21 protein-coding genes are annotated in these 22,492 nt (G+C 49.8%); all 21 read left to right on the top strand.

The genetic code is table 11. The features are described from left to right. The 21 genes from EK22_RS06905 to EK22_RS07010 all read left to right on the top strand — a co-directional run bounded on the left by EK22_RS06905 (position 1) and on the right by EK22_RS07010 (position 22,477). Positions 1 to 1,221: a glycosyltransferase family 4 protein gene (locus EK22_RS06905; RefSeq protein WP_036249307.1), complete on the top strand. Its 1,221-nt coding sequence runs from the start codon at positions 1 to 3 to the stop codon at positions 1,219 to 1,221. A gap of 10 nt (positions 1,222 to 1,231) precedes the next feature. Continuing rightward, on the top strand, positions 1,232 to 2,050 hold the full coding sequence (locus EK22_RS06910) for an ABC transporter permease (protein ID WP_020160658.1): 819 nt from the start codon (positions 1,232 to 1,234) through the stop codon (positions 2,048 to 2,050). A 319-nt stretch (positions 2,051 to 2,369) separates the two neighbouring features. Further along, the gene (locus EK22_RS06915) at positions 2,370 to 3,650 is read left to right on the top strand and encodes an ABC transporter ATP-binding protein (protein ID WP_036249495.1); all 1,281 of its coding nucleotides are present in this window, start codon (positions 2,370 to 2,372) and stop codon (positions 3,648 to 3,650) included. After that, positions 3,607 to 4,425, top strand: coding sequence for an O-methyltransferase (locus EK22_RS06920; RefSeq protein ID WP_036298609.1), 819 nt, complete (start codon positions 3,607 to 3,609; stop codon positions 4,423 to 4,425). Before EK22_RS06915 ends, EK22_RS06920 begins: the two co-directional genes overlap by 44 nt. A gap of 33 nt (positions 4,426 to 4,458) precedes the next feature. Beyond that, positions 4,459 to 4,761 (top strand): hypothetical protein, encoded by a 303-nt coding sequence (locus EK22_RS06925; protein WP_036249311.1) that lies wholly within the window; start codon positions 4,459 to 4,461, stop codon positions 4,759 to 4,761. 30 nt (positions 4,762 to 4,791) lie between these two features. After that, positions 4,792 to 5,148, top strand: a complete 357-nt coding sequence (locus tag EK22_RS06930) for a hypothetical protein (protein ID WP_036249314.1) — start codon at positions 4,792 to 4,794, stop codon at positions 5,146 to 5,148. Positions 5,149 to 5,409: 261 nt separating this feature from the next. After that, complete coding sequence (locus EK22_RS06935; protein WP_081917787.1) at positions 5,410 to 5,994, top strand: glycosyltransferase; 585 nt, start codon at positions 5,410 to 5,412, stop codon at positions 5,992 to 5,994. A gap of 60 nt (positions 5,995 to 6,054) precedes the next feature. Next, entirely contained in the window at positions 6,055 to 7,086 is a 1,032-nt protein-coding gene (locus EK22_RS06940; RefSeq protein WP_161786389.1) for a glycosyltransferase family 2 protein, read from the top strand. Positions 7,087 to 7,089: 3 nt separating this feature from the next. Next, positions 7,090 to 8,274, top strand: coding sequence for a glycosyltransferase (locus tag EK22_RS06945; protein WP_036249316.1), 1,185 nt, complete (start codon positions 7,090 to 7,092; stop codon positions 8,272 to 8,274). A 126-nt stretch (positions 8,275 to 8,400) separates the two neighbouring features. Then, positions 8,401 to 9,543 (top strand): glycosyltransferase, encoded by a 1,143-nt coding sequence (locus EK22_RS06950; RefSeq protein ID WP_036249318.1) that lies wholly within the window; start codon positions 8,401 to 8,403, stop codon positions 9,541 to 9,543. 327 nt (positions 9,544 to 9,870) lie between these two features. Continuing rightward, positions 9,871 to 10,884, top strand: a complete 1,014-nt coding sequence (locus EK22_RS06955) for a glycosyltransferase family 2 protein (protein ID WP_051961739.1) — start codon at positions 9,871 to 9,873, stop codon at positions 10,882 to 10,884. Positions 10,885 to 10,889: 5 nt separating this feature from the next. After that, positions 10,890 to 12,929 (top strand): glycosyltransferase family 2 protein, encoded by a 2,040-nt coding sequence (locus tag EK22_RS23055; RefSeq protein WP_152565019.1) that lies wholly within the window; start codon positions 10,890 to 10,892, stop codon positions 12,927 to 12,929. A gap of 366 nt (positions 12,930 to 13,295) precedes the next feature. Further along, positions 13,296 to 14,618 carry a glycosyltransferase gene (locus tag EK22_RS06970; protein ID WP_161786395.1) on the top strand — a complete coding sequence of 441 codons (1,323 nt, stop codon included), beginning with the start codon at positions 13,296 to 13,298 and terminating at the stop codon, positions 14,616 to 14,618. A 208-nt stretch (positions 14,619 to 14,826) separates the two neighbouring features. After that, the gene (locus tag EK22_RS06975; RefSeq protein ID WP_036249325.1) at positions 14,827 to 15,633 is read left to right on the top strand and encodes a polysaccharide deacetylase family protein; all 807 of its coding nucleotides are present in this window, start codon (positions 14,827 to 14,829) and stop codon (positions 15,631 to 15,633) included. Beyond that, positions 15,630 to 16,562 carry a glycosyltransferase family 2 protein gene (locus EK22_RS06980; RefSeq protein ID WP_036249328.1) on the top strand — a complete coding sequence of 311 codons (933 nt, stop codon included), beginning with the start codon at positions 15,630 to 15,632 and terminating at the stop codon, positions 16,560 to 16,562. Before EK22_RS06975 ends, EK22_RS06980 begins: the two co-directional genes overlap by 4 nt. After that, positions 16,559 to 17,509, top strand: coding sequence for a glycosyltransferase (locus EK22_RS06985; protein WP_036249331.1), 951 nt, complete (start codon positions 16,559 to 16,561; stop codon positions 17,507 to 17,509). Before EK22_RS06980 ends, EK22_RS06985 begins: the two co-directional genes overlap by 4 nt. Positions 17,510 to 17,521: 12 nt before the next feature. After that, a complete protein-coding gene (locus EK22_RS06990) occupies positions 17,522 to 18,109 on the top strand; it encodes a tetratricopeptide repeat protein (protein WP_081917788.1) in 588 nt (195 codons plus the stop codon). Positions 18,110 to 18,218: 109 nt separating this feature from the next. Continuing rightward, complete coding sequence (locus tag EK22_RS06995; RefSeq protein ID WP_036249334.1) at positions 18,219 to 19,154, top strand: glycosyltransferase family 2 protein; 936 nt, start codon at positions 18,219 to 18,221, stop codon at positions 19,152 to 19,154. 71 nt (positions 19,155 to 19,225) lie between these two features. Beyond that, complete coding sequence (locus EK22_RS07000; RefSeq protein WP_020160643.1) at positions 19,226 to 20,485, top strand: putative O-glycosylation ligase, exosortase A system-associated; 1,260 nt, start codon at positions 19,226 to 19,228, stop codon at positions 20,483 to 20,485. Between the two features lie 125 nt (positions 20,486 to 20,610). Beyond that, entirely contained in the window at positions 20,611 to 21,462 is an 852-nt protein-coding gene (locus EK22_RS07005; protein WP_152565020.1) for a transglutaminase-like domain-containing protein, read from the top strand. 244 nt (positions 21,463 to 21,706) lie between these two features. Next, complete coding sequence (locus EK22_RS07010) at positions 21,707 to 22,477, top strand: capsular polysaccharide synthesis protein (protein WP_036249338.1); 771 nt, start codon at positions 21,707 to 21,709, stop codon at positions 22,475 to 22,477. Positions 22,478 to 22,492 lie beyond the last annotated feature (15 nt).

Below are 22,492 nucleotides of genomic sequence, written 5' to 3' on the forward strand. Positions count from 1 at the left end.
ATGAGCTTAAACGCTAGAAAACGCATTCTCTTCGTTGAAAACGGCATAGGCTATGGCGGCGCTATTATCTGTTTGCGGCATCTGGTCAGAAACCTGGACCGCAGCCGGTTCGTGCCCATGGTAATCACGGGGCGCACGGGGCTTCAGTACCAGGAAATCGCCGCTGAAGCGGAATGGCGATATCTACCCGACCGGCACATTGACATTGCCGGCGCGCATCTGAAGCTGGACTCGCAAGGCTGGCCTGACAAAATTCCCGGGCTGCGCTTTGTCATCAACCAGCTATTAGCCCGCACCGATGATATTGCCAACTTTCTACCCTTCTTTGTGCAACTGCTCTGGACAGCCTGGCGCTTTAAAGCCGATTTGATTCATGCCAACAACGAACCTTTATGCAACAGAGCCGCATTACTGGTCGGGAAAGTGTTAAAGCGGCCCGTGGTGTGCCATGTGCGCGGCAATCAGACCGGCTCCCGTTTAATGAACTGGGCGTTCAGCCTGCCGGATTATTTCATCCCCGTCTCGCATTGGGTCGCCGACAACATGCAAAACCAACTCGGTGTTCCCGCCGAAAAAATGCGCGTTGTTTACGACGGCATCGAGCTCGAAAAGTTAAATGTGCAGGCGAACGGCCGGCAATTCCGGACACAGTACAAGATATCCGCGGACAGTTTCGCCGTAGGATTGGTGGGCTTGCTGATTCCCTGGAAAGGTCAGGAACTCTTCCTCGACGCCGCCCATCTACTAAAAGACAAAATCCCCAATCTGAAAATGCTGATAGTGGGCGGCACACCGGATGATTGCCTGGCTTACGAGAAGATGTTGCGTCAGCGCGTCGACAGGGAAAACTTGCAGGACCTGGTGACCTTCACCGGCCATATAGCCGACATGGCGACCGCCTATAATGGTCTGGATATCGCCGTCTCGGCCTCCACCAGTCCTGAGCCGCTGGGCACGATGGTGATCGAATCGATGGCCATGGGCCGTCCGCTGATCGGCCCCGATCATGGCGGCGCGGCGGAAATGATCGACGATAACGAAACCGGGCTGCTGTTCGCCCGGAAAGACGCGCACAGTCTTGCTCAGGCTATTTGCAAATTTTACGGCAATCCGCAGTTAAGGATTCAACTTGGCACGGCCGCCAGACAGAAAGCGCTCGATACTTTCGCCGTGGAGCGACACGTTGAGCTTATCCAGAACCTATACGATACGCTGATTTGAGCCCATACCTATGATTACGATCGCCAGAAACCTCTACCAATACCGGGAACTCATTACCGCCCTGGCCTGGAAAAATATAGCGATCCGCTATAAGCAGGCCTATCTGGGCATTTTATGGGCGGTGCTGAAACCGGTCATGCTGATGCTGATTTTCACCCTGGTCAGAAGTTTTGTCGGCATAGAGACCGGTGACATACCCTACCCCATACTCACTTTTGCCGCCCTGCTGCCCTGGGTATTCTTTCAGGAATCAGCCTCGGAAGGGGTAAACAGCGTCACCTCCAATGCCGCATTGATCAAAAAAATATACTTTCCACGCGAGGTATTTCCGCTGACAGCCATGGTCACCAAACTGGTGGAACTGACCATCAGCTTTTTCATACTCGCCGGCATGATGATGTACTACCAGGTGATGCCGACGATCCATGCATTGTGGACGCCGGTCATTGTCCTCTACACCATGGTCGTCGCGCTCACCATCAGTTTCTTCGGGGCCGCCATCAATGTCTATTACCGCGATATGTCCCAAGCCCTGCCGGTCGCCCTGTCCCTGCTAATGTACGGCTCGCCGGTCATATACCCGCTGAGCCTGGTACAGAAAAAACTACTCGAGGAACAGGCCGCGGGCGAATGGTCGGAAAGACTTTATACGCTATACACGCTCAATCCCCTGGCGGGTATTATCGACAGCTGCCAGCGGGTGCTGCTGAAAGGACTGCCGCCGGACTTTGATTCACTCCTGCCCGGATTAATCCTGACAATGCTTATCCTGCCGCTCAGTTACCTTTATTTTAAGCGTGCCGAAAACTGGTTTGCGGATATCATATGAACGCCTGACTGGACCTGAAACCGGTGATTATGTGTAAAATAGCCCTGTTTACAGCGATATACGGTGTTGGACGGGCTATCCTCGTAGAAAATCAAACCGTACCGTATCTACAAAAATCTTCAAAAAATACCGGCCTTTCATCAACGACGGCCAAAATGAATCTAACTTGGGAACCAAGCGTCATCAGATTTGACAAAGAAAGGCGTAACTCAGGAACTAGGAAATGCGCGGAGTGCCGCTCCACTCGAATTAGGTGCTGTCATAAACATTGAATATTTGATACTCAACTGGCTGAACATAACGAGACTTGAAAAACATCATGCCTATTATAGAAGTCAATCACCTAACCAAAGAATATCAGCTCGGTCATATCACCAGTCTGAAGGAAAATGCGCTTAACGTCTTAAGGCGGCTGAGCCGGAGACCTATCCATGAACGGGAAAAATTCAAAGCACTGGACGATGTCACCTTCCATGTCGAGGAAGGCGAAGTGGTCGGCATCATCGGCCATAACGGCGCCGGCAAGAGCACGTTGCTTAAACACCTGGCGAACATCTCCAAGCCCACCAAAGGCAACGTCATCGTACGCGGCAGCGTTGCCCCGTTAATCGAGGTGGGAGCCGGCGTCAATCCGGAACTGACGGGACGGGAAAATATTTTTCTCAACGGCTCCATACTCGGCATGCCTAAAAAAGTCATTCAGCAGAAACTGGACGAGATTATTGCCTTTTCCGAGCTGGAACAGTTTATCGACACCCCGGTTAAACGTTATAGCTCGGGGATGGCCGTTAAACTCGGATTTTCCATTGCCACCAGCATCGAAGCCGACATCCTGATTGTGGACGAGGTTCTGGCGGTGGGCGACATTGCCTTCCAGCGCAAGTGCATAAACCGGATGGAAACGCTCATCAAGAATGAAGGCCGAACTGTTTTGATTGTCGGGCACAATGTCAGGCAACTGGAGCGCATGTGCTCCAGGATGATATTGCTCCGGCAGGGTCAGGTGGAACTGGATGGCACGCCGGGACAGGTGTCCAAACTGTTTTTCGATGAAAGCACCGCTAAAAGTCAATCTCAGCTTCAGCAACAAGCCCAAACCAAATCCCGCAAGGGCCCCGAGGAAGTTGAAGTGCGCGAGATCGAATTGGCCTCCTGCCAGGAAATCAATGGCGTCAAGAGCGTTCCCTTGTTTTCCGATCTCAATTTCCGCATCAAGCTCTATTGCCGCCATGCCATCAAAAATGCCGAGATCAATATCGGCCTGCACAACGCCGAAATGATCTTTGTCGCCAAGGCCAGCTCTCTCATGCAGGCTGATCCCGTCGATCTTGCCGCTGGCGAGAATATCATTGAAGTAACCATCCCCGGCATCTCGCTTTCGCCCGGCCCTTATGGCCTGGGTATCGGAGTTTATGACTGGTCGCGCCGCCCCTTGGGCGGGGGCACCAATTTAATTACCCTTTCCATCGACGTCAAACCTGAACATCTTCCACAGTTACCGGAAGGCACACTGACCTATCTGCCCGTAACCTGGAATTTCGCCACTAGGGAAAAGCATGAACAATACCGTAGTTTCCACAATACTTATAATTGGGTTTAGTCTCGTTCTGGCCGGTATTGCACTGCTGGCGTTAAAGTTGAGGCAAACCTTATGGAACATGCACGAACAACTCAGCACCGCGCACAGTCAAATGCAAGCAGCACGAGGGGATCTAAGCCAGGCAAGGCAACAACTCAAGCAAGTGCTGGCGTCCCTGAACGTTACCTCCCAGGAGACGCAAAACGCTGTTTACTTGACCCAACTGGACTTGCAAATGCCCGTGTTTCTGGGGGGCTGGAGTATCGATACGTTCCTGGGTAAATTCCTGATTCAGCACTTAGTCGAGTCGCGCCCGAAAACCATAGTGGAACTCGGCTCCGGCACTTCCACAGTCATTATTGCGCGCGCCCTGCAAATTATGGATATCCACGATTATACTCATATAGCCGTCGATCATGAGGCTAAGTATTTAGAAATCTCACGGAAATACGCGCGTTTTAATGGGCTGGCCGATCGCGTGACCTGGCTGGAATGCCCGCTAGGGCGGTTTGACTCACTGGATATGCTCTGGTATCAGGGCCTGACTGAGAATTTACAGGGAAAAAAAATAGACTTTCTGGTCATAGACGGTCCTCCGGGCATGCTACAGAAACACTCGCGTTATCCCGCACTGCCCATCCTCGCCCCCTATCTCAGCGAGCATTGCACGGTGGTCCTTGATGACGCGATCCGTAAGGAAGAGCAAGAAATTGCTCGCCGCTGGGAAAGCGAAATCCCTGGATTCCGGCTCGAATTGAGCCTGGCCGGCCACGGGATGGCCGTACTGGTTCGGTAACCGGGGTACACACCGGAATGCAGTAAAAACTCCATGCTAATCAAATCATCGTACTGGAAAATACAAGAGAAAATCAGGGATGCGTTTCGACGATACTACCGCCGCCTCCAGGCGTTATATCAGGGCATGGCTCGTATGGCCAGGGATGTATCGGAACAGCTTTTCGTGCTTCAGCGGCTTGTTCCCCTCCGCTTTGCTGGACGCAAGTGTCAGTCACGGACAACGGCGCCGAAGCGTAGCATTCTTGTCGTCAGTTATTTTTCCCCGCCCTACCGAGAAGCTTATGGCACCCAGCGCATTAACAAGTTCATGAAGTTCCTGACGCGATGGAGCTGAGATGTCGCCCTACTCACCACGGAGCCATCCATGCCTGAAGAACAGGATGTCCAAAGCAAAACGGTAAGTTCCTGCATTCATGTGGCCCGTCTGCCGGCACTGGCGCCGCTCACCGCCATTTCCTGGGATGACATAACCGTCCCGGATGGTTTCATACAGTGGATACGCCCCGCGATCGCCCGGGCGCAAAGCCTGATCCGTGAAAGAGACATATACGTGGTCCTGGCCACCGTGCCCCCTTATTCCAACTTGGTCATCGGCTCGATATGCGCCATCCAATGCCGACTACCCTTCATTCCGGACTATCGCGACCCATGGAGAATGATGAATACGCCCCCGTGGCACATCAATAAACCCGGACTAAGCAATGTTTTATATTTTTGTTGATTTCTAAATCCGACAGTCTCCTAGCGGGCATCATTGAACGGGAAAGGATTCCTGTTGTTCACAGCAACAAGGTGACTCAAATTGATGGCGCGTTGGCCGCTTATGCCACACACCGTGCGCATATATGGCACATTCACGAAAATCTCATCGGCAATACGGACCTGACTTTGCCGCTGCTGACACGAACAACGATAGAACGAACTATTTCCCATTTATCGAATCGAATAGTCGGAGTTTCAGAGACGTTGCTTAGGCAGGAATATCCTTAACTTATGGAAAAGCGACCAGGCCAAGAAACAGCTTTCCGACGAGTTAGGCTTTAACGCCAATACGCCAGTGGTTGCCATAATCGGCGGGTTACGAAAGGTAAAGAATCAGCCGATATTTTTGAAAGCAGCGGCCTTAATGAAATCTAAAGCTATTTTCCTGATAATCGGTGAAGGCCCAGAGCGTGAGTATCTTGAGCAAATGGCAATGGCGCTTGGCATCGGCTCCGCTGTTCGTTTTCTGGGAGAACGCGATGACATCGCCCGGATTATACCGGCTATGAATTTGCTGGCTGTTTCATCAAGGAGCGAAGCCTTTCCCAATGCGGTTATCGAAGCCATGGCTGCCGGTATACCGGTGGTCGCGACGCGTTGTGGCGGCATATCGGAAAGTGTATTGGATGGCAAAACAGGCTTGCTTGTAGACATTAACGCAACTGAGGCCATGACCTTGACCATGGATAAGCTCCTCCAGAATCCGGAACTGGCGGCTCAGTATGGCAGAGCGGGACGAGAACGTGCTGCTAACCTTTTTTGGGATGGACATATACACATCGCGCATAGGGTGCGCTCTAATTGAAGCGACGCAGGCAAACATAACATAACCTAATACAACCAAGACTTTTGGAAAGGTATGAAAATGAGCAACTTGCCGAATGTAATAGTTGTTATCCTCAACTGGAACGGTTGTGATGATACCTTGGAATGCCTGGACTCCGTTGTACGGGTTGACTATGCGAATTTCAAGATAGTGGTGATCGATAATGGCTCAACCGATGGCTCGATGCATGCCATACCACAGCGATATCCCGAAGTAACGTTTCTGCAGGCCGGCGCGAACTTCGGCTATGCGGGCGGCAACAACAGAGGCATAAGCTGGGCGCTTGAACATGGCGCCGATTATATATTGATACTGAATAATGACACTATCGTCCATCCCGATTTAATCAATGTTTTCGTGCAAGCCGCGAATTATTTGCCTATCGGCTCCATATTGGGCGCCAAAATTTATTTTTTTCACAGGCCCGACACGCTCTGGTTCGCCGGCGGACGCTGGAACCACCGATTACATGCATTTGAACACATAGGGCAAAATCAACTGGACGGGGCCGACTATGCCCATAGATTGGAAGTCGATTACATCACCGGCTGCGCTCTTTTTTCCAGCGCCTCAACATTCAATGAGGTCGGCCTGCTGGACGAGAATTTTTTTCTTACCTATGAGGAAACCGACTGGTGTTATCGTGCCAGAAAAATGCAGCATCGATGCTTTGTCATCCCTGAAGCAAAACTCTGGCATAAGGTCGCGGCCTCTTTTGGCGGTAGGGAGTCACCTCTTTATAGCTACTTCTTGACGCGAAATAAATTGCTATGGGCCAGAAAACACCTGCCTCTTGCAACCCGGATCAATATCCATAAAAAAAGCATGCAAACCTTGCGGCATATATTACTGCCCCGTTTTTACCTGTCATCTTCAAAGCTACCGCTTCCCAAAAATTTACTGTGGTCTTTTTCCAGTTGGCTAAAAACCATCAAACGAAATATGGCTGTTCCAACAAACTGCGCCATCTTACTGGGGCTTCGTGATTACTATATGGGCAGATTCGGTAATTGTCCTGATCAAGTCCGCTCCCTCGGCAAACAATCCGAAAAATTGACTCTTTCCGGTTAAGCCATGACTGACACGATAAAAATTGCGAGCCTGCCTGGTTGGAACGATCCTTACAACCCATACGTCGATCTTTTCTATGGTGCTTTAGCACACCATGGAATCGAATTGGCTGACGAGTTAAAAATGGATATTGACTGGCTGCGGGAAAACGGCAATCATCTTGACGGTATCCATTTACACTGGCCGGAAGTCTTGTGGAGAAGCTTCAAGCCCACAAAACCAAATCGCATTCGCCTATTCCTGCGAAACAAAGTGCCCGGTGCCTGGCGGCTTATTAAATATACAGATCAAATACAAAATCTGTCCTGGTATCAAAAATTTTTATCCTTAGGCGACAAGATCAAAGGTTTATTATATTTTCGAAAATTCCTGGCAATTGTCCGGCAATCAAAGATACGTATTATCTGGACGCTCCATAATGTCGAAAACCATGAAGGCCATGATGTAATAGACCGGCTCGGCTATCACTGTTTGTCCAAGGCGGCCGATCTCATTATCTTCCATAGCGAGATTTCAAAAAACGAGTTTAAGGCTCGTTATCGGCTCAAGGCGCGGTCGGTGATCATGCCCCATGGTAATTACGACGGCGTTTATCCTGCACCTCGACCAAGAAAGACTGTTTTAGAAGAGACAGGCCTGCGTCATGACCTGCCCATCGTCAGTTGCCTGGGCATGCTGCGCAATTACAAGGGGTTGGACATAGCCTGCGAGGCAATCGCTGCATTAAACGGCGAAGTGCAGTTTCTTTGCGCCGGATTGCCGCATTCCAGTTTTAATATTGATGCCTTGCTGCATCAAATCAATAAACTACCCCATGCCGTTTTATTACCGCGTTTCCTGTCCGAACAAGAGTTCGCGGATTATGTTTCGATAAGCGACGCACTGCTGCTGCCCTACCGCAAAATTACCGGCAGTGGCGCGCTTCTTGCCGCGTTGACGCTGTCAAAAGGTGTTATCGCCTCTGACTTGCCTTATTTTCAGGAAGTTCTAGGGAAAAAAGCTGAGGCGGGCGTTTTGGTGCCTCCGGAAAACGCATCGGTACTCGCAGAAAATATTCGAGAATACCTATCGATTCCAGCGGAGGTAAGAAACCAGGCAGCCAGGTGTTTGGCGGAACAATATAATTGGGCAAAAGTGGTGGCCCCCATTGTCGAAATAATTATCACGTGGCATAAGCATGCTGCATAAGTATGACATTTTTTTCAACCTGTAGGTGTTAGTAAGAGGCATATTTGCCTGATATTGACAAGGAAGCCTGAAAAGTTGGTTTTTTGTAGTTATCCGCATAAAAGCAAATTAACTTTGGGCAAAAAAATGACAGCAAAAAAAAATATTGTTCTGTTCTGGTTTATGAATGACTGGGGCAAATATGGAAGAGCTTACGAAGAAATTGCATTAGCGCTTTCCAAACATCCCAATACGGGCCTGGTTACCTGCGTGCTTCCGCCTGTCAAAGCCCATGACCAACAATTCATGGCGGCAATTCACAGACATACCAAAAACCTGATGGTTATTACGCCATTTTGGCAGTCCATTAACAAAAGCGGTATCGGCTACCGTTTAAGGACATGGTTCAATAAAAGATATCCACCGCTCACGTTGATACGTTTATACCTCTATTTCAAGGGATACAGTAAGGATAATACTGTGCTATGGATCTATCCACCGCACCAATTTATTCCCGAATTAATAAATAATATTCCCCATAAAACACTGGTAACCCAGATAGTTGACAATAACAGTTTTAGAACAGATGCAAGCTATAAGATAGCGTTCTCCAAATTGCAATATGACGAATTGAGCCAATCGGCCAATTTGGTTATTACCTCCTCGGCTGTTAACTATTCGATATTCTCCAAACTTAATAATAATTGTTTGTTTATTGAAAATGGAGTCAGTGAAAGGTTTATATCCACTCCCTCTGATTTTCCATTTAAAAAAAACAACACCCAACCCAGGCTGGGTTATTTAGGGTTTATTTCTCAACGCACCGATATCGAACTAATACGACACGTCGCTCTTATGAGACCGAATTGTTTGTTGCTTATCGCGGGACCTGACGAGGGAATAGTTGAACCTTCAGGCATCACTGAGCTGCCGAATGTAAAATATATCGGCCCTGTTCCTCATATACAAGCACCTTCTTTCCTTCGAAATCTGGATATTTGCCTGATACCACACAAGGATAATGAATACAGCCGCTCCATGAGTCCGTTAAAGCTGTTTCAATATTTGGCCTCTGGAAGGCCTATCGTTTCAACCAGGGTTGCCGGCACTGAAAGATGGGGAGATCTTGTCATGCTGTCAGAATCTTACGATACATTTGTCCGCAATATTGATATGACATTTGAAACAGATAACCTGGAAAAAAGCGCTATGAGAATTGAAGCCGTAAAAGCCGAAAATTGGAACAATCGAGTTGATCACATGGTAAACAAGTTAATGGAACTGGACTGAAATCAGCAACGCAGAAGCTATTGCCGAGGACGCGAACGCCTTACAGGGTGGAGGCGATGAAATTGCGCCTGGAACTGCAATTAAAAGCACGAAGTTTAAGCCATGGATTAACTTAATTTTCATCTTCGTGATGAATAAGGTTTTTATAATGTTTTCACTAATTCTTTCACAGTCTCTTTAGACTGAACATTACAGCGGCGCCTGTCAGTGATAGAAACATATATTAAATGTTAGTGCTTTTACCTATTCGAGATTACTCGAAATAATTCTGTCCAGGCTTAATTTCTGCTCTGGTTGAAATAAATATGTCAACAGGACAACAAAACCATGAAAAAAAAATCACAGCCTCATATTTCAATTATCGTTTTAAACTGGAACGGCAAGGAAGATACACTGGAATGCCTGGCTTCTCTCCAGGCTGTCACTTATCCTTCTTTCGATGTCATTGTCGCCGATAACGGCTCGACCGACGATTCTGTCGGCGTTATACGGAAAGCCTATCCTGATATCCATATTTTAGAAAATGGCGCTAATCTGGGTTTTGCGGAAGGCAATAACCGAGCCATGCTATATGCCTTGGATCATGGTGCGGGTGCGGTCGTCATTTTGAATAACGATACGATAGTTGATCCCAACTTTTTGCAAGCTTTTAATGATGCTTATGCTTCCTTACCTGATGCAGGTATATTAGGCGCAACCATTTATTATTATGACCAGCCTGATGTAATTTGGGCGGCGGGCGCTAATTGGGATTTTAAAAATCACCGGCAAAATTTTGTTTGTCTTGGACTCCGTGAATCAAGCTTGCCTGACACCAAACCTTATGAAGTGGAATTTGTTTTGGGATGCGCGCTATTTGTCCACAAAGAGTTGATTAATAGAATTGGGGGCATGGACCCTCTATTTTTTTTAAATTGTGAAGAAAATGATTGGTGCCGGAGAGCAAGAAAAAATGGGTACAAAATTTACTCTGTTCCTGACGCTAAAATTTGGCACAAAATTTCATCTTCATTTGGAGGCCAATCCCCTCTTTGGAAGTATTTTATAACCAGAAATCAGCTTTTGTGGGCCAAGCGCCATTTGTCAATGAAAGAATATTATTATGTTCTAACAAAATTTATTAAAGAATTCTTTCCCCTTCTATCCATATCTAAAGAAACCGGGGAAATCAGCTTAAAAACTATCTATTGGGGAATTAACACATGGCACAGACAATTCTTTAACCGGTTTTACCAACCCTATTATCTCGCATTGCTCTATGGTTTATTTCATTATTTCTCAGGAACTTATGGTGATTGTCCGCCCAAATTAAAAGCGCGGTTAACTCACAAGACGAATTGATTTTTATGCCGACCGTTTCCGCACCTGATATCAGCGTCAACCTTGCGGTTTTTAACGCGGAACCGTTCCTGGTTGAGTCCATTAATAGTGTTTTGTCCCAGTCTTTTCAGAATTTTGAATTGATTGTCGTTGATGATGGCAGCACCGACGGCAGTCTGGAAATTCTGGACAAGTTCGCCCAGCAAGACCCCCGAATTAAATTATTCAGGCAGGCCAACAGCGGAGTCGGCGCGGCCCGGAATCTGGCGTTAAAAAACAGCCGGGGACGATACATTGCCGTTATGGATGCGGACGATATATCACTGCCCGGGCGATTCGCCCTGCAAAAGGATTTTCTCGACACGCATGCCGAAATCGATGCGGTAGGCAGCCAATGGTTAATGATCAAGCCTAACGGGGACGAAGCGGGCATTGACACCCATGCAACCAAACCCGCCATGATTCAGGCGCTAATGTATGGTTACTATGCCTTGCATCATCCGACTACCATGATCCGGCGCAGCTCGATGGAGGCGGTCGGCGGATACAGTGAGGAGGCAGGCCGTCTTTGCGTCGATTATGATTTGTTTATGCGCATGCAAATGCAGGGCGGCAAATTCTCAAACCTGCCTGTTGCCCTTTTCAAGTGGCGGCTGAACCCTGACGGGATTACTCATGGCAAGGCCAGGCGTCAAACCGAATTTGTGGTAAAAACACGTACTGAAGGTTTTACGCGGCTATCGCACACTGATCCGGACCTGGCCTTGCAATCGGCCCGCAATCTGCTGATGAGCTTTCCCGAAGGCACCTGGTTTGACGAAAAACTGCGGCAGACCTTGCCGGGTGAAGACCGTTCGTATTTGCTTCAGGCACTCAAATCGACACCCCAGCCGGAGGCTTATTTTTCAGCGCTTGAATATCGGATTCTGGAGTGGTTCGAGGGCCGGTTACCGGCTGCCGACGCATTGGCGGCGGAACTGCGAAACAGCGGCCTGCCCTGGTTCGCCCATCAGCTTGAAGCCCGATACGGATTAGCCTCCGCCGACGATTCGCCGCCCGCGGATTTCAAGCCGGCCAAAGCCCGATCCAATCAACTCAGCGTATTGCTCCCCTATTCAACGGCCGACAGCGATCTGCTTGAGCGCATCGCCAATATCCATGAATGCATCCCCGGCGCTGAAATCGTGGTTTTTCCGACCGAACCGGGCGCCGTGGACGATAATATTCCAGCGCCTCGCGGCGTAATCCTGATATCAACAAAAGCGATCCTCAGAACCTCGCCCTGGGAAGCCGCTTTAAAAGCCGCATCGGGCGGTTATATCGCCTATCTGGAACCCAACTGCCGCTTTGATGCTGTCAGTGCCCTGAACGCCCTGAAAAAACTGCAGCTGGGATTCCCCCTGGTTTACGTCCCGTCGAACAGATATTATCTGGAGGCGCTGGATGAACACGGCCTGCCTTATAAGGACCCTGCGCCGCATCCGAAATGGACGCAAGAGACACTGTTAGGCCAAAATCGGATTATTTTAAGCGGATTCTGCCATCAGCGCAGCCTGCTTGAAAAACTACAGCTTCCGGCAAGCGAATGCGGCAGCGCATTTTCAACCGCCCTGGCCATGGGACTCGCGCATCGCAATGAGCTGGTCCTGGCCGATGGCCGCTATCGGCAATACATACCCTGCCTCTCCCTGAAAAACCGTGTGACGCATCGTTTCAAACAGCATATGCTCATCTGGTATTTCGATTCGGCGCTAGGCACGCTTCCGGATAAAGCCGTTTGGGAAAAGCTGAATGCATCCGGGGCCGAAGTGATTGCGAGAAAGCTGGATGCCATCGCGCGCGCCGGCGCTTTTTACCCTCATTGGAAAAACAGAACGGATTTCCGGGATTTTTTCGTGAACAAAGTGCCTTCACCCATTCGTTTTGCCTTATTCAGGCAGCTGATTGAGCGCTATGGACCAGAGATAAACGACGCGCTGGCCAGAGCAGGGCGAAGCGGAGAACCATTGCTTTGCTCGGCCTATTCTGTGATAATCAGGCTCACGCATCAATTCCGGCTCAAATAATCAAGCCGCTTCAACAAGTTAGCCGTTTCACTCTTTAAGAATATTGATCTGACGAGGAGAAATACCGTGCGAACTGGTTTCATTGCCCTTCCTTTTTCTTCCTTTAAACAGCGACGCCTCACTTTATTGCCTGGAATCGGAAACAGCGGCCTGCGCTCGAGGGCTCATGCCTGTGTATCGCCGGAAGCATGGAACAGACGGTTCCTCTGCGTCATTCCCGTTCGACCGTTATTTCCGACAGCGCCCTTATCCGCCATCTCGCCTTGCAAGTCCCGAACATCGTCAGGATATGGCGCATAATGACTCACGAATGGCTGTCGTTCAGGCCATTTGCCCACCGTGAACATGAGCAAACCGGTTTGGCCTATGAAAACACTGCATATTTTTCATCACAGCGATTTAAAAAACGGTGTCGATAAAACCACTTGTACTTTATTATCCACCCTAAAAAAAATCGGCGGCGATCCTATTGCCGTTATTCCTGAAACGGGCGATGTCTCGGACTTTCTTGCGGAAAACCGGATTCCGTACCGGATAATCCCGTTTTCCTGTTGTTCCAGCGAAGCCTGGCGGGCCGGATTCAGGTTTTTTGCCGAGTCCTTCAGCCAAAGCGATGAATTACTGAAACTCATCAGGCAAGAAGCGCCTGATGTCGTTCATATCAATACCGGACATTTGCTGCATGCCGGATTAGCCGCCGCCCGATGCAAAGTGCCGGCTATCTGGCATATCCACAGCCCTTTCGATTTCGATCTCAAGCGATATGCCGCCTCAATCGGTTCCTGCGGCTACGCCGGACTGCTTGAGCAATTAAGCACGCTGCTTATCGGCGTTTCGGACGATGTCAATCGCTCGCTGCTGGAAAACCTGCCCAATGCCCGCATTACCACTTTATACAACGGCATAGATGTAGACGGTATCAGATCCCTTGCGCGGCTTTCCTCAACGGATATTCGCTCGGACCTGGGACTGCCGGACAAGGCGACGCTGGTCATGGGCATAGGCCGGATTTCCGCGCAAAAAGACTTTGCCGGTTTTGCACGTGTTGCTCATCGTGTTTGCCGGCATCGCCCCGATACTTTTTTCATTATCGTCGGCCCCAAGGAAGAGTCCGATGCGGTAAAGCAGCTCGAACTTGAAATTGAACGATTAAATCTGGCGGACCGGTTATTCGTACTGGGGCCTAGAAGTGATGTGCCCGGTCTGATCGCGCAAAGCGATATTTTTCTATCAACCGCTGTATTCGAAGGCCAGGGGCTTGCCGCGCTGGAGGCCATGGCCCTGGAAAAACCGGTCGTAGCCATGGCGTGCCAGGGGCTGCGGGAGTGCATCATGCATGAGCATGACGGACTGCTGGTTCCTCCGGCCGATGAAAATGCCGCGGCGGATGCCGTCGTTCGCTTATTGAATGACCCCGTTTTTTCCGCGAAACTCGGCGCCATGGGAAAAAAATCAGTGTTAACCAAATTCTCCAGCCTTGAATATGCCCAGCAGTTTCTCATGATCGCCGAAACCGCCAGACAGTTAGGACCGCCGCCCATTTCCGGACACGAGCTGGAAATGCTCAGAGGACTGCTGGGCGAAATCAACACCGCTCACCATAAATTACTGGAATTTGAACAACAATCGATAAAGCAGCGGTTCAAGCTGTTGATATGGTATAGCTTACAACCCTTTAAAACTCGTTAGACGACTGAGCGGGCAGCCGGCATGAAATAATTTGAACGCTTGGCCAGTCCCAGGGTCAACTGGTCAATTGCTTTTGTACGACACCGATGCCTTTAAGGCGACGGGCCGGATACGGCTTTAAGTTGCCTGCTTGTTTTTTTAGTAAAAAACGGCCCCATTCGATATGGGTGCATTCCTTACGATTTGATATACGGCAAAGTGACCTGTTATGTATATTGATCCCTTGTCAACAAAGCTATTAAGCGGCGCCGGGCGAAACGGCATCATATCGCTGATGTACCATTCGATCACGCCGGGCAAGACCCGGCCGGACTGGCAGTGGGCCTTGTCTTTTCAAAGCTTTTGCGAGCAACTCGATGTATTGCAGGACAACGGCTGGACAACGGTCAGCGCCTGGCAGCTGGCAGCCGGTAACGGGAAACTGCCCGCCAAAACGGTTCTGCTAACTTTTGACGACGGTTACGCCGATAACTTTCCCGCCTTTGAGGAACTGGCCAGACGCCGCATGACCGCCACCTGGTTTGTGGTCACCAAAGACTTGGGGCAGATGCCTTCCTGGATTGACGACGACGCTCCCTCCTGTCAGTTACTCACTGCCTCGCAACTGGCGGAAATGCATGCGTCCGGCATGGAAATAGGCTCGCACACGCATACTCACTGCCGGCTTCCCGAACTGGCTGCCAAGCAAATCGATGAGGAATTAAACCGCTCGAAAGACTATCTGTCCCAACTGTTGAATGAGCCCGTCACCAGTTTTGCTTATCCCTATGGCTTGTATGACCGGCGGATTTTATCCGCGACAAAATCCGCCGGTTATCAGACTGCCTTCGCCACGCGCTCCGGTTTCGGCGTGGTCAATGACAACCTGCTGGAAATCCGGCGCGTTGCTGTCATGGCCGGCGATTCCTTGTCGGTTTTCGCCCGCAAGCTGGCCTTTGCCGATAATGATGTGAGCTGGCCCAAAATGAAGTCCTACGTTGCCGATCGCCTCAAGGCGCGCCTGGGAGTGTCATGATGGCCGCCAGACCACTGATTTCCGTCGTTATGCCCTGCTTCAACGCGGAAAAGCATCTGGCCGCCAGTCTCGCGAGCGTGTTTCGCCAGTCTTACGCCAATCTGGAATTGATCGTTGTCAATGACGGCTCCACGGATGGCAGTTGGAGCCTGCTCCAAAGCATTGGCGATCCCCGGCTTCGTGTTATGGATCAAGCCAACGCGGGCGTCTGCAGGGCGCGCAATCAGGGCATCAAGGCGGCGAAAGGCGAGCTGATCGCGTTTCTGGACGCCGACGACACCTGGCATGCCGAATGTCTCGAGAAGCTGTATCAGGGCTTATGCGCGGCTCCGTCGGCGGCGCTGGCCTATTGCGGCTGGCAGAATGTCGGACTGCCCGGCGGACAGGGCGAACCCTACGTGCCGCCCGACTATGAAACAGCCGACAAGCTGGCGTTATTGTTCGAAAATTGCTGCTGGCCCATTCATGCCTGCCTAAGCAAAAAAGCCTTGATTTTCGAGGCCGGCCTGTTCGATGAAAGCCTGGTCACGTCGGAGGATTTTCTGTTATGGCTGAAAATCGGCACCCGCTACCCTATCCAGCGGGTGCCGGAAGTGCTGGCTTTCTATCACTTCCATGACGGCCTGCAAGCCACGCGCAACAAGGAAAGAGCCGCCCTCAACCACTGGAACGCGCAACGGGTTTTCCTCGACCGGCACCCCCTGGCCGCCGATAAGCTGGGCGCCCGAAGGATCAGGCGCTTGATGCATGGCGAGCTGCTGCGCCGCGGTTTTGAATGTTACTGGAAACGCGACATCCGCTCGGCCCGCATCATTTTCAGGAAAGTCATGCGCCACGGCTATGGTTCGATACGGGACTGGAAATACATGCTGCCGTCGCTGTTGCCATTGCCCCTTCATCAAACCCTGCTGCAAAAATTCAGCCAATGAATGCTCCGGCCGCCGTCAAAGACCAGATTACCGTCGCGATATGCAGTTACAATGCCTCGCACTATCTGCCGAATCTGCTCGAAAAGCTGATCGCTCAGGACTGCCCCATGCCGTTTGAAATCCTGATCGTCGATAACAACAGCACCGATCATACCCAGGCGCTGGTGCTTGGCTTCTCCCCAGCCAACGGCATACCGATCCGTTATGTCAACGAGCCTGAGCAAGGCATCGCGTTTGCCCGCAACCGGGCGATCGAGGAAAGCCTGTCCAGCCGCTATCTGGCCTTTATCGATTCGGACGAGATGCCGGCGCCAAACTGGCTGAAATCGGCGTTAAAACAATTGGGCGATCAAGACATCGATTGCGTCGGCGGCAAAATATCCATTGCCCTGCCCCATCGCCCCGCTTGGCTCAGCGATGATTTGTTGCCATTCTATGGCGAAGTCGACCACAGCGACCGGGCATTTCGGATCACCGATGCCGCCACCCCCATCTGGAGCGGCAACATTGCCTATAACACGCGCGTATTCCGGCAAGGATTACGCTTTGATACGCGCTATAACCGCAGGGGAAAAGGCATCGGCGGCGGCGAGGACGCCAGGATGCTCGACATGTGCCTGATGCGCGGCTTCAGCCTGGTATACGAACCGGACATGGAAATTCTGCATCTGATCCCGGCGGAAAAAATCAGACGCTCGTATTTTTTGAAGCTGCATTATCTCAGCGGCAAAAAAGCAGGCCTGCATGAAATACCCGATTTCAATCGAAGCATCCTGGGCGTTCCGCCTTTTATGATTCTTCAGTTCATGCGGCATTTTCTGCTGGCTGTCGACATGGCCGTCAAGGAGCAATCTGGATCTCTGCGGCAGGCGATGAATGCCTCGCATGCGTTAGGCAGCATCTGGGGCAAGTTTCTTTGCTGGAAAAATCAACCTCTCAAATCCTGACAAGTGGCTATTATGACTAAAATATTTTTTATCCTAATCATAGCAGCATCGATCACACTTTCTAAACCAGGCATGGCCATTACCATCTGGCCCAAGAGCGACAAAGACTGGAGCATGCTTCCGCCTTTTTGCAAGGCAAGATCATACTCCGATAAACATCCGACTTATAAAAGTTGGCAAAGAAGACTGGGTGGAGACTTTATTCATGTCCATCACTACTGCGCGGCGCTACTTACCTTTAACGACGCGCATCGCTATACCAAAAGAGTGGATATTGCCGAACAATTAAACGCGGCCATGAGTGAAATAGATTATGTCGAGCACAGTTCACACCCCAATTTCCGTCTCTTGCCCCATATCTTCAAGACTAAGGCTGATATTTTCCTCGAATTGAAAAACGTTACCCATGCAGTGATGTATCTCAATAAAGCGATTCAACTGAATCCGAAATTTGTACCCGCTTATACCCGATTAGCCGATATCTATTATGAGCGGGGACAAAACGACGAGGCCCTGAAAGTGGTCAATCAAGCCCTGAAAATCAAGCCCCATTCGAGAGCATTGAACAAGCGCTTGAAAAAACTGCAGGCGAAAAAATAGAGCCAGAACCCGGGCAATAAGCCGGCCTGTCTTTTTCAACACCTCATGCCGGCTTAGCTCATTAACTAGAGTCATTAACCCTCGAGGACTGACCAGGATTGGCGCAATAATGAAACTGACCGTCATTATCTGTACACATAATCGTTTTCAACTGCTTGCCTCGGCAATTGATTCGCTTAACGCGGCCCATAAACCGGATCATTGCGAAATCAATATTCTGGTGATTGCAAACGCCTGCACGGACGAAACCGTAAGCAAACTTCAGCAGTACCGGGAGCTGCAACCGGAATACAATTTATTACCGCTGTCTTTTGCCGAAGAGCCGAAAGCAGGGAAATCCTATGCATTAAACCGTGCCGTAAACCAGGTGCGGGAAGGTTATCTGTGTTTTATCGATGACGACCACCGGGTTGACCTGAACTATTTTGCCGCTATCGCCAAGGCTATAAATAACTTTCCTGATACCGCGCTGTTTTGCGGTCCTATCTTTCCCGACTGGCAGGGCGATGAACCCGATTGGATACATGACACCAGCAAATACAAAATATACCCCTTGCCCATTCCGTATTTCGATCTGGGTCAGCAGCCCTTGCGATTAACGGAAAAATCCCATGCGCCGCTGCCGGGCGGCGGCTGGGTCGTCATCCATAGAGACGTGTTTAAGCGGGTGGGACTGTTTTCCGAAAAGCTGGGGCCTACGGGGCACAACCTGGTAGGCAGCGAGGACACCGATTTCTTTCTCAGGGCGTTAAGACAAGGCGAAACCTTCTACTATATCCCCGATATCGTTCAATACCATTATGTTGATAAAAAACGCCTGCGGCTGAATTATTTAATGGCCAACTGCTTCCAGCGCAACCGCTCTTTCACCCTGACCTGTAACCCGATGCGCCGCGCCGTGCCCTTATATTTATGGCGCCAATTATTCAATCATATGATCGGGACTGTTTTTTCCTTATCCCTCAACAGAACCCGGTTTTATCTGATGCGGTGCGCCTCTACTTTAGGGGAAATTTTCGGCCTGCTTCAGACCAGAAAGCTATAACGAATGACTTTATTAGATGATGGCATTTTATGAATCCGATGCTCCGTAACATTTAAAACCCTATAACGATTATGCGTGATATCGTCGTACTCATATTCTTAACCGGCTGTATTGTCGCCGCCCTGAAAAAGCCATGGTGGGGCGTTTTATCGCTTGCCATTTTCAGCTATTTAAATCCTCATGCTTATGCCTGGGGATTTGTCAGAAGCCTGCCGGTTTATTATGTGCTTTTTTTGGTGGTCTCGGTCAGCGCCTTTCTGACCAAGGATAAGCAACCCCTTCCCAGGGACTGGCGTATTCCCGTATTCCTGATGCTCTGGTTTTATTACATTATCAGCTCCTGGCAGGCCTACTTGCCCGATATTGCCTGGAGTCGATTCTGGGTTATCACGAAAATCTACCTGCCGTTCATTTTTACCCTGATTCTTATCAATACGCGCCAAAAGTTGTATTACCTAATCGTGACTATCGGCGCTTCCATTGCCCTGGTTGCGGTCAAAGGCGGCATCTTCGCTATTTTGACCCGTTTTTCCTATCGCGTTTACGGTCCGCCCTCCACTCAGTTCGAAGAGAATAATTTATTTGCCCTGGCCGTACTGATGACAGTGCCGCTGTTGTTGATCTGGCGCAGAGAAACGGCGAACCGCTGGATTAAACTGGGAATCTACATGGCAATTCCCTTCATCTATACCGCTTCGTTGAGTTCCTGGTCGCGCGGCGCCCTGCTGTCCCTGGTCGCCCTGGGCTTCATATTGATCTGGCATAGCCGGCGCAAGTACCTTGTGGTTCCCATGATGATGATCGGGGCTTTTTTCGTTAAGGATTATTTGCCTGAAGAGTGGTTCAGCCGCATGCAAACCCTTGAAACCTATAATCAGGATGCCTCGGCAATGGGTAGAATCATTGTCTGGAAGGATGGCTGGAACCATACGCTCGACCATCCTTTTACCGGCACTGGATTCGATGGCTGGATCTATCTCACCGAACGCGACTGGCACAGTTCCTATGTCGAGATGTTCTCCGAACATGGCTTTATCGCTTTCGGCCTTTGGCTGGCGCTCATCCTGGGCACTTTAATAACCTTGACCTTGCTGCCGCGCAAAACGCGCCATGTCGAAGGCATGGAATGGGTAGCGAATTACTGCTACATGATACGCGCATCCTTGCTCTGTTTTATGGTCGGCGGCGCTTTTTTAGGGCTCGCTTATTTCGATTTTCTCTACCATCTGATCTTTATCACCGTGCTGGTTAAAAAATTTGCCCTGGAGGAATTGGCAAGCAAGCAGGAAGAAACCGTCAGGTTTCCCCTGGGCGTGCCTCAGAGCACGTGAGTATCCATAACCGGTCTGTGCCGCTTATGGTCATTATCAATAAACTGTAAATAAAAGGCATGTAGAACAATACGTTTTAGGATTTTCTCTTAAACAGTGCGTTATCAACGGACCTAGAGTTTACTATGAATTTTCGACGCCTATGTTTCAACACATTCGCTTGCTTATCGTTGATTTGCTTCATTGGTTCATCGCTTTGTTACCTGAGCTATAAAAACGATCTGGCATACCTGAAATCAGTCATACAGTCTCAAATTGGTAAGGAGCATTCGCCGCATTTATTCGCCGCCATCAATCATTGGGTTTATCAAAATCAGGGCTTCAGGAAAAATCACGACTTTTTCCTGTTCAAGTCGCTTGGTCCCACGCCCATCCAGGTTCTGGAGCGGGGCGGCGATTGCTCCGATAAATCCCGCTTGCTGATGGCCATGCTCGACTCGATCGACGTGGATTCCACACTGGTCATGTTATATGACGCGGACAATAAAACGCCGACTCACACCACCCTTGAGGTGCGCGACAAACAACTGAAAGCGGTTGCCGATCCTGTTTTCGATCTTGTTTTCCCGAACCCGGCCAACGGATTCTATGGATTGCAGGACTTACGGGACAACCCGGCGATTTTACCTGACAGGCTGGATGAATTAATCCGATTACGGGGGCCATCGAACAAGATCGCTTTCTATAAAAGGGAACAGGAATCCTACCAGTACGCCACGACCATCAATTGGAATAAAAATGGTTTTTTACGGTTTATCGCCGACGGCTTAAAAAAAGCCGGCATTGAACCCAGGAATATCCGCAGGCCGCATTTTCTGGACGAACCCAAGCTGTTAATCAGCCTGATGCTGTTGTTGACGGGCAGCCTCTTGTTAATGCCGGTGTTAATGATCGGCAGGAAAGCGTCCGTCCCGGCATATACGCCCGGCTCCGCCCGGGTGATGCCTGAACAGCCCCGGCATCCGCTGCGGGGATAAAAACCGACGTCTGACTAGCAAGCCAAATAAGTCTGTCAATGGTTAACCCGGATATTTCATGAAACCACAGAGAACACGAAGAACACGAAGAAAATCATGGCATTATCATTTCTCACAGATAACTTCATGAGCTCATTATGAAATATTTGCAAGTAATTGAATTGAAAAGCCTTCGTGTACTTCGTGTCCTTCGTGGTGAAATATTCAGGTTAAGGGGCACTGATTTTTTTACCAAGGGGATACTATGAAAGATATCTGGATGTATTGGGAAAACATGGGCAAAACCAGGCCGGAGTATATCAATTTGTGCATTCAAAGCATCATGACTCATAAAGGCGATCTGCGGCTCAACTTACTGGATCAGGACAGCATCAATCAATACATACCCGATTTGCGCCCCGAATGGCACCGGCTAAAAAAGGCCGCCCACAAAGCCGACTATGTCAGAACCCGGCTGGTTTATACCTATGGCGGCATGTGGATCGATTGCGACATGGCGGCCCTGGACAGCATCGAGCCGTTATTCGATTTTCCCGATTGCTATGACTATGCCTGCCAGGATATCGGCCAGAGCATCGGCTGTTTTATCGCCCGTCCCGGCTGCGCATTGTTAAAAAATGTCATCGAAGCGCAAGACCAGGTCCTGGATGAAAATTGCAGCGATTTTCAATGGAACGGCATCGGCAATGAGCTGCTGGCCAAATACGGAAAAGACTACGATTATTTTCAATGGCCCAAATGGACCCTGGACGAAATCCCCGGCAATGCCATCGCCAAATTGCTGTCCCCTCGTGAGTCCTTTGAGGATAATATCGATCACAATGCCGTGATCTTTCATTTCTGCAATGAATCCATAGGCCCGTTGATCCAGAAACACGTGAAAAGCCGCCGGCTTACCACATCGAACAAGCTAATTTCCAAAATTTTCAGAAAAGCCCTGAAAATCGATGAGCCCGTTGCTGAAGAAGACGCCAGACTCTTTCCCTTTTTAAGAAGAATCCTTCGGCAGCCCTGAAACAGACCTGTAGTT

Origin of the sequence: Methylobacter sp. BBA5.1 (genome assembly GCF_000746145.1) — a bacterium.
GTDB lineage: Bacteria > Pseudomonadota > Gammaproteobacteria > Methylococcales > Methylomonadaceae > Methylobacter > Methylobacter marinus.

Coding starts and splice junctions, on each gene's coding strand:
- EK22_RS06905 (WP_036249307.1), top strand. CDS start 1: ATGAGCTTAAACGCTAGAAAACGCATTCTCTTCGTTGAAAACGGCATA.
- EK22_RS06910 (WP_020160658.1), top strand. CDS start 1,232: ATGATTACGATCGCCAGAAACCTCTACCAATACCGGGAACTCATTACC.
- EK22_RS06915 (WP_036249495.1), top strand. CDS start 2,370: ATGCCTATTATAGAAGTCAATCACCTAACCAAAGAATATCAGCTCGGT.
- EK22_RS06920 (WP_036298609.1), top strand. CDS start 3,607: ATGAACAATACCGTAGTTTCCACAATACTTATAATTGGGTTTAGTCTC.
- EK22_RS06925 (WP_036249311.1), top strand. CDS start 4,459: ATGCTAATCAAATCATCGTACTGGAAAATACAAGAGAAAATCAGGGAT.
- EK22_RS06930 (WP_036249314.1), top strand. CDS start 4,792: ATGCCTGAAGAACAGGATGTCCAAAGCAAAACGGTAAGTTCCTGCATT.
- EK22_RS06940 (WP_161786389.1), top strand. CDS start 6,055: ATGAGCAACTTGCCGAATGTAATAGTTGTTATCCTCAACTGGAACGGT.
- EK22_RS06945 (WP_036249316.1), top strand. CDS start 7,090: ATGACTGACACGATAAAAATTGCGAGCCTGCCTGGTTGGAACGATCCT.
- EK22_RS06950 (WP_036249318.1), top strand. CDS start 8,401: ATGACAGCAAAAAAAAATATTGTTCTGTTCTGGTTTATGAATGACTGG.
- EK22_RS06955 (WP_051961739.1), top strand. CDS start 9,871: ATGAAAAAAAAATCACAGCCTCATATTTCAATTATCGTTTTAAACTGG.
- EK22_RS23055 (WP_152565019.1), top strand. CDS start 10,890: ATGCCGACCGTTTCCGCACCTGATATCAGCGTCAACCTTGCGGTTTTT.
- EK22_RS06970 (WP_161786395.1), top strand. CDS start 13,296: ATGAAAACACTGCATATTTTTCATCACAGCGATTTAAAAAACGGTGTC.
- EK22_RS06975 (WP_036249325.1), top strand. CDS start 14,827: ATGTATATTGATCCCTTGTCAACAAAGCTATTAAGCGGCGCCGGGCGA.
- EK22_RS06980 (WP_036249328.1), top strand. CDS start 15,630: ATGATGGCCGCCAGACCACTGATTTCCGTCGTTATGCCCTGCTTCAAC.
- EK22_RS06985 (WP_036249331.1), top strand. CDS start 16,559: ATGAATGCTCCGGCCGCCGTCAAAGACCAGATTACCGTCGCGATATGC.
- EK22_RS06990 (WP_081917788.1), top strand. CDS start 17,522: ATGACTAAAATATTTTTTATCCTAATCATAGCAGCATCGATCACACTT.
- EK22_RS06995 (WP_036249334.1), top strand. CDS start 18,219: ATGAAACTGACCGTCATTATCTGTACACATAATCGTTTTCAACTGCTT.
- EK22_RS07000 (WP_020160643.1), top strand. CDS start 19,226: ATGCGTGATATCGTCGTACTCATATTCTTAACCGGCTGTATTGTCGCC.
- EK22_RS07005 (WP_152565020.1), top strand. CDS start 20,611: ATGAATTTTCGACGCCTATGTTTCAACACATTCGCTTGCTTATCGTTG.
- EK22_RS07010 (WP_036249338.1), top strand. CDS start 21,707: ATGAAAGATATCTGGATGTATTGGGAAAACATGGGCAAAACCAGGCCG.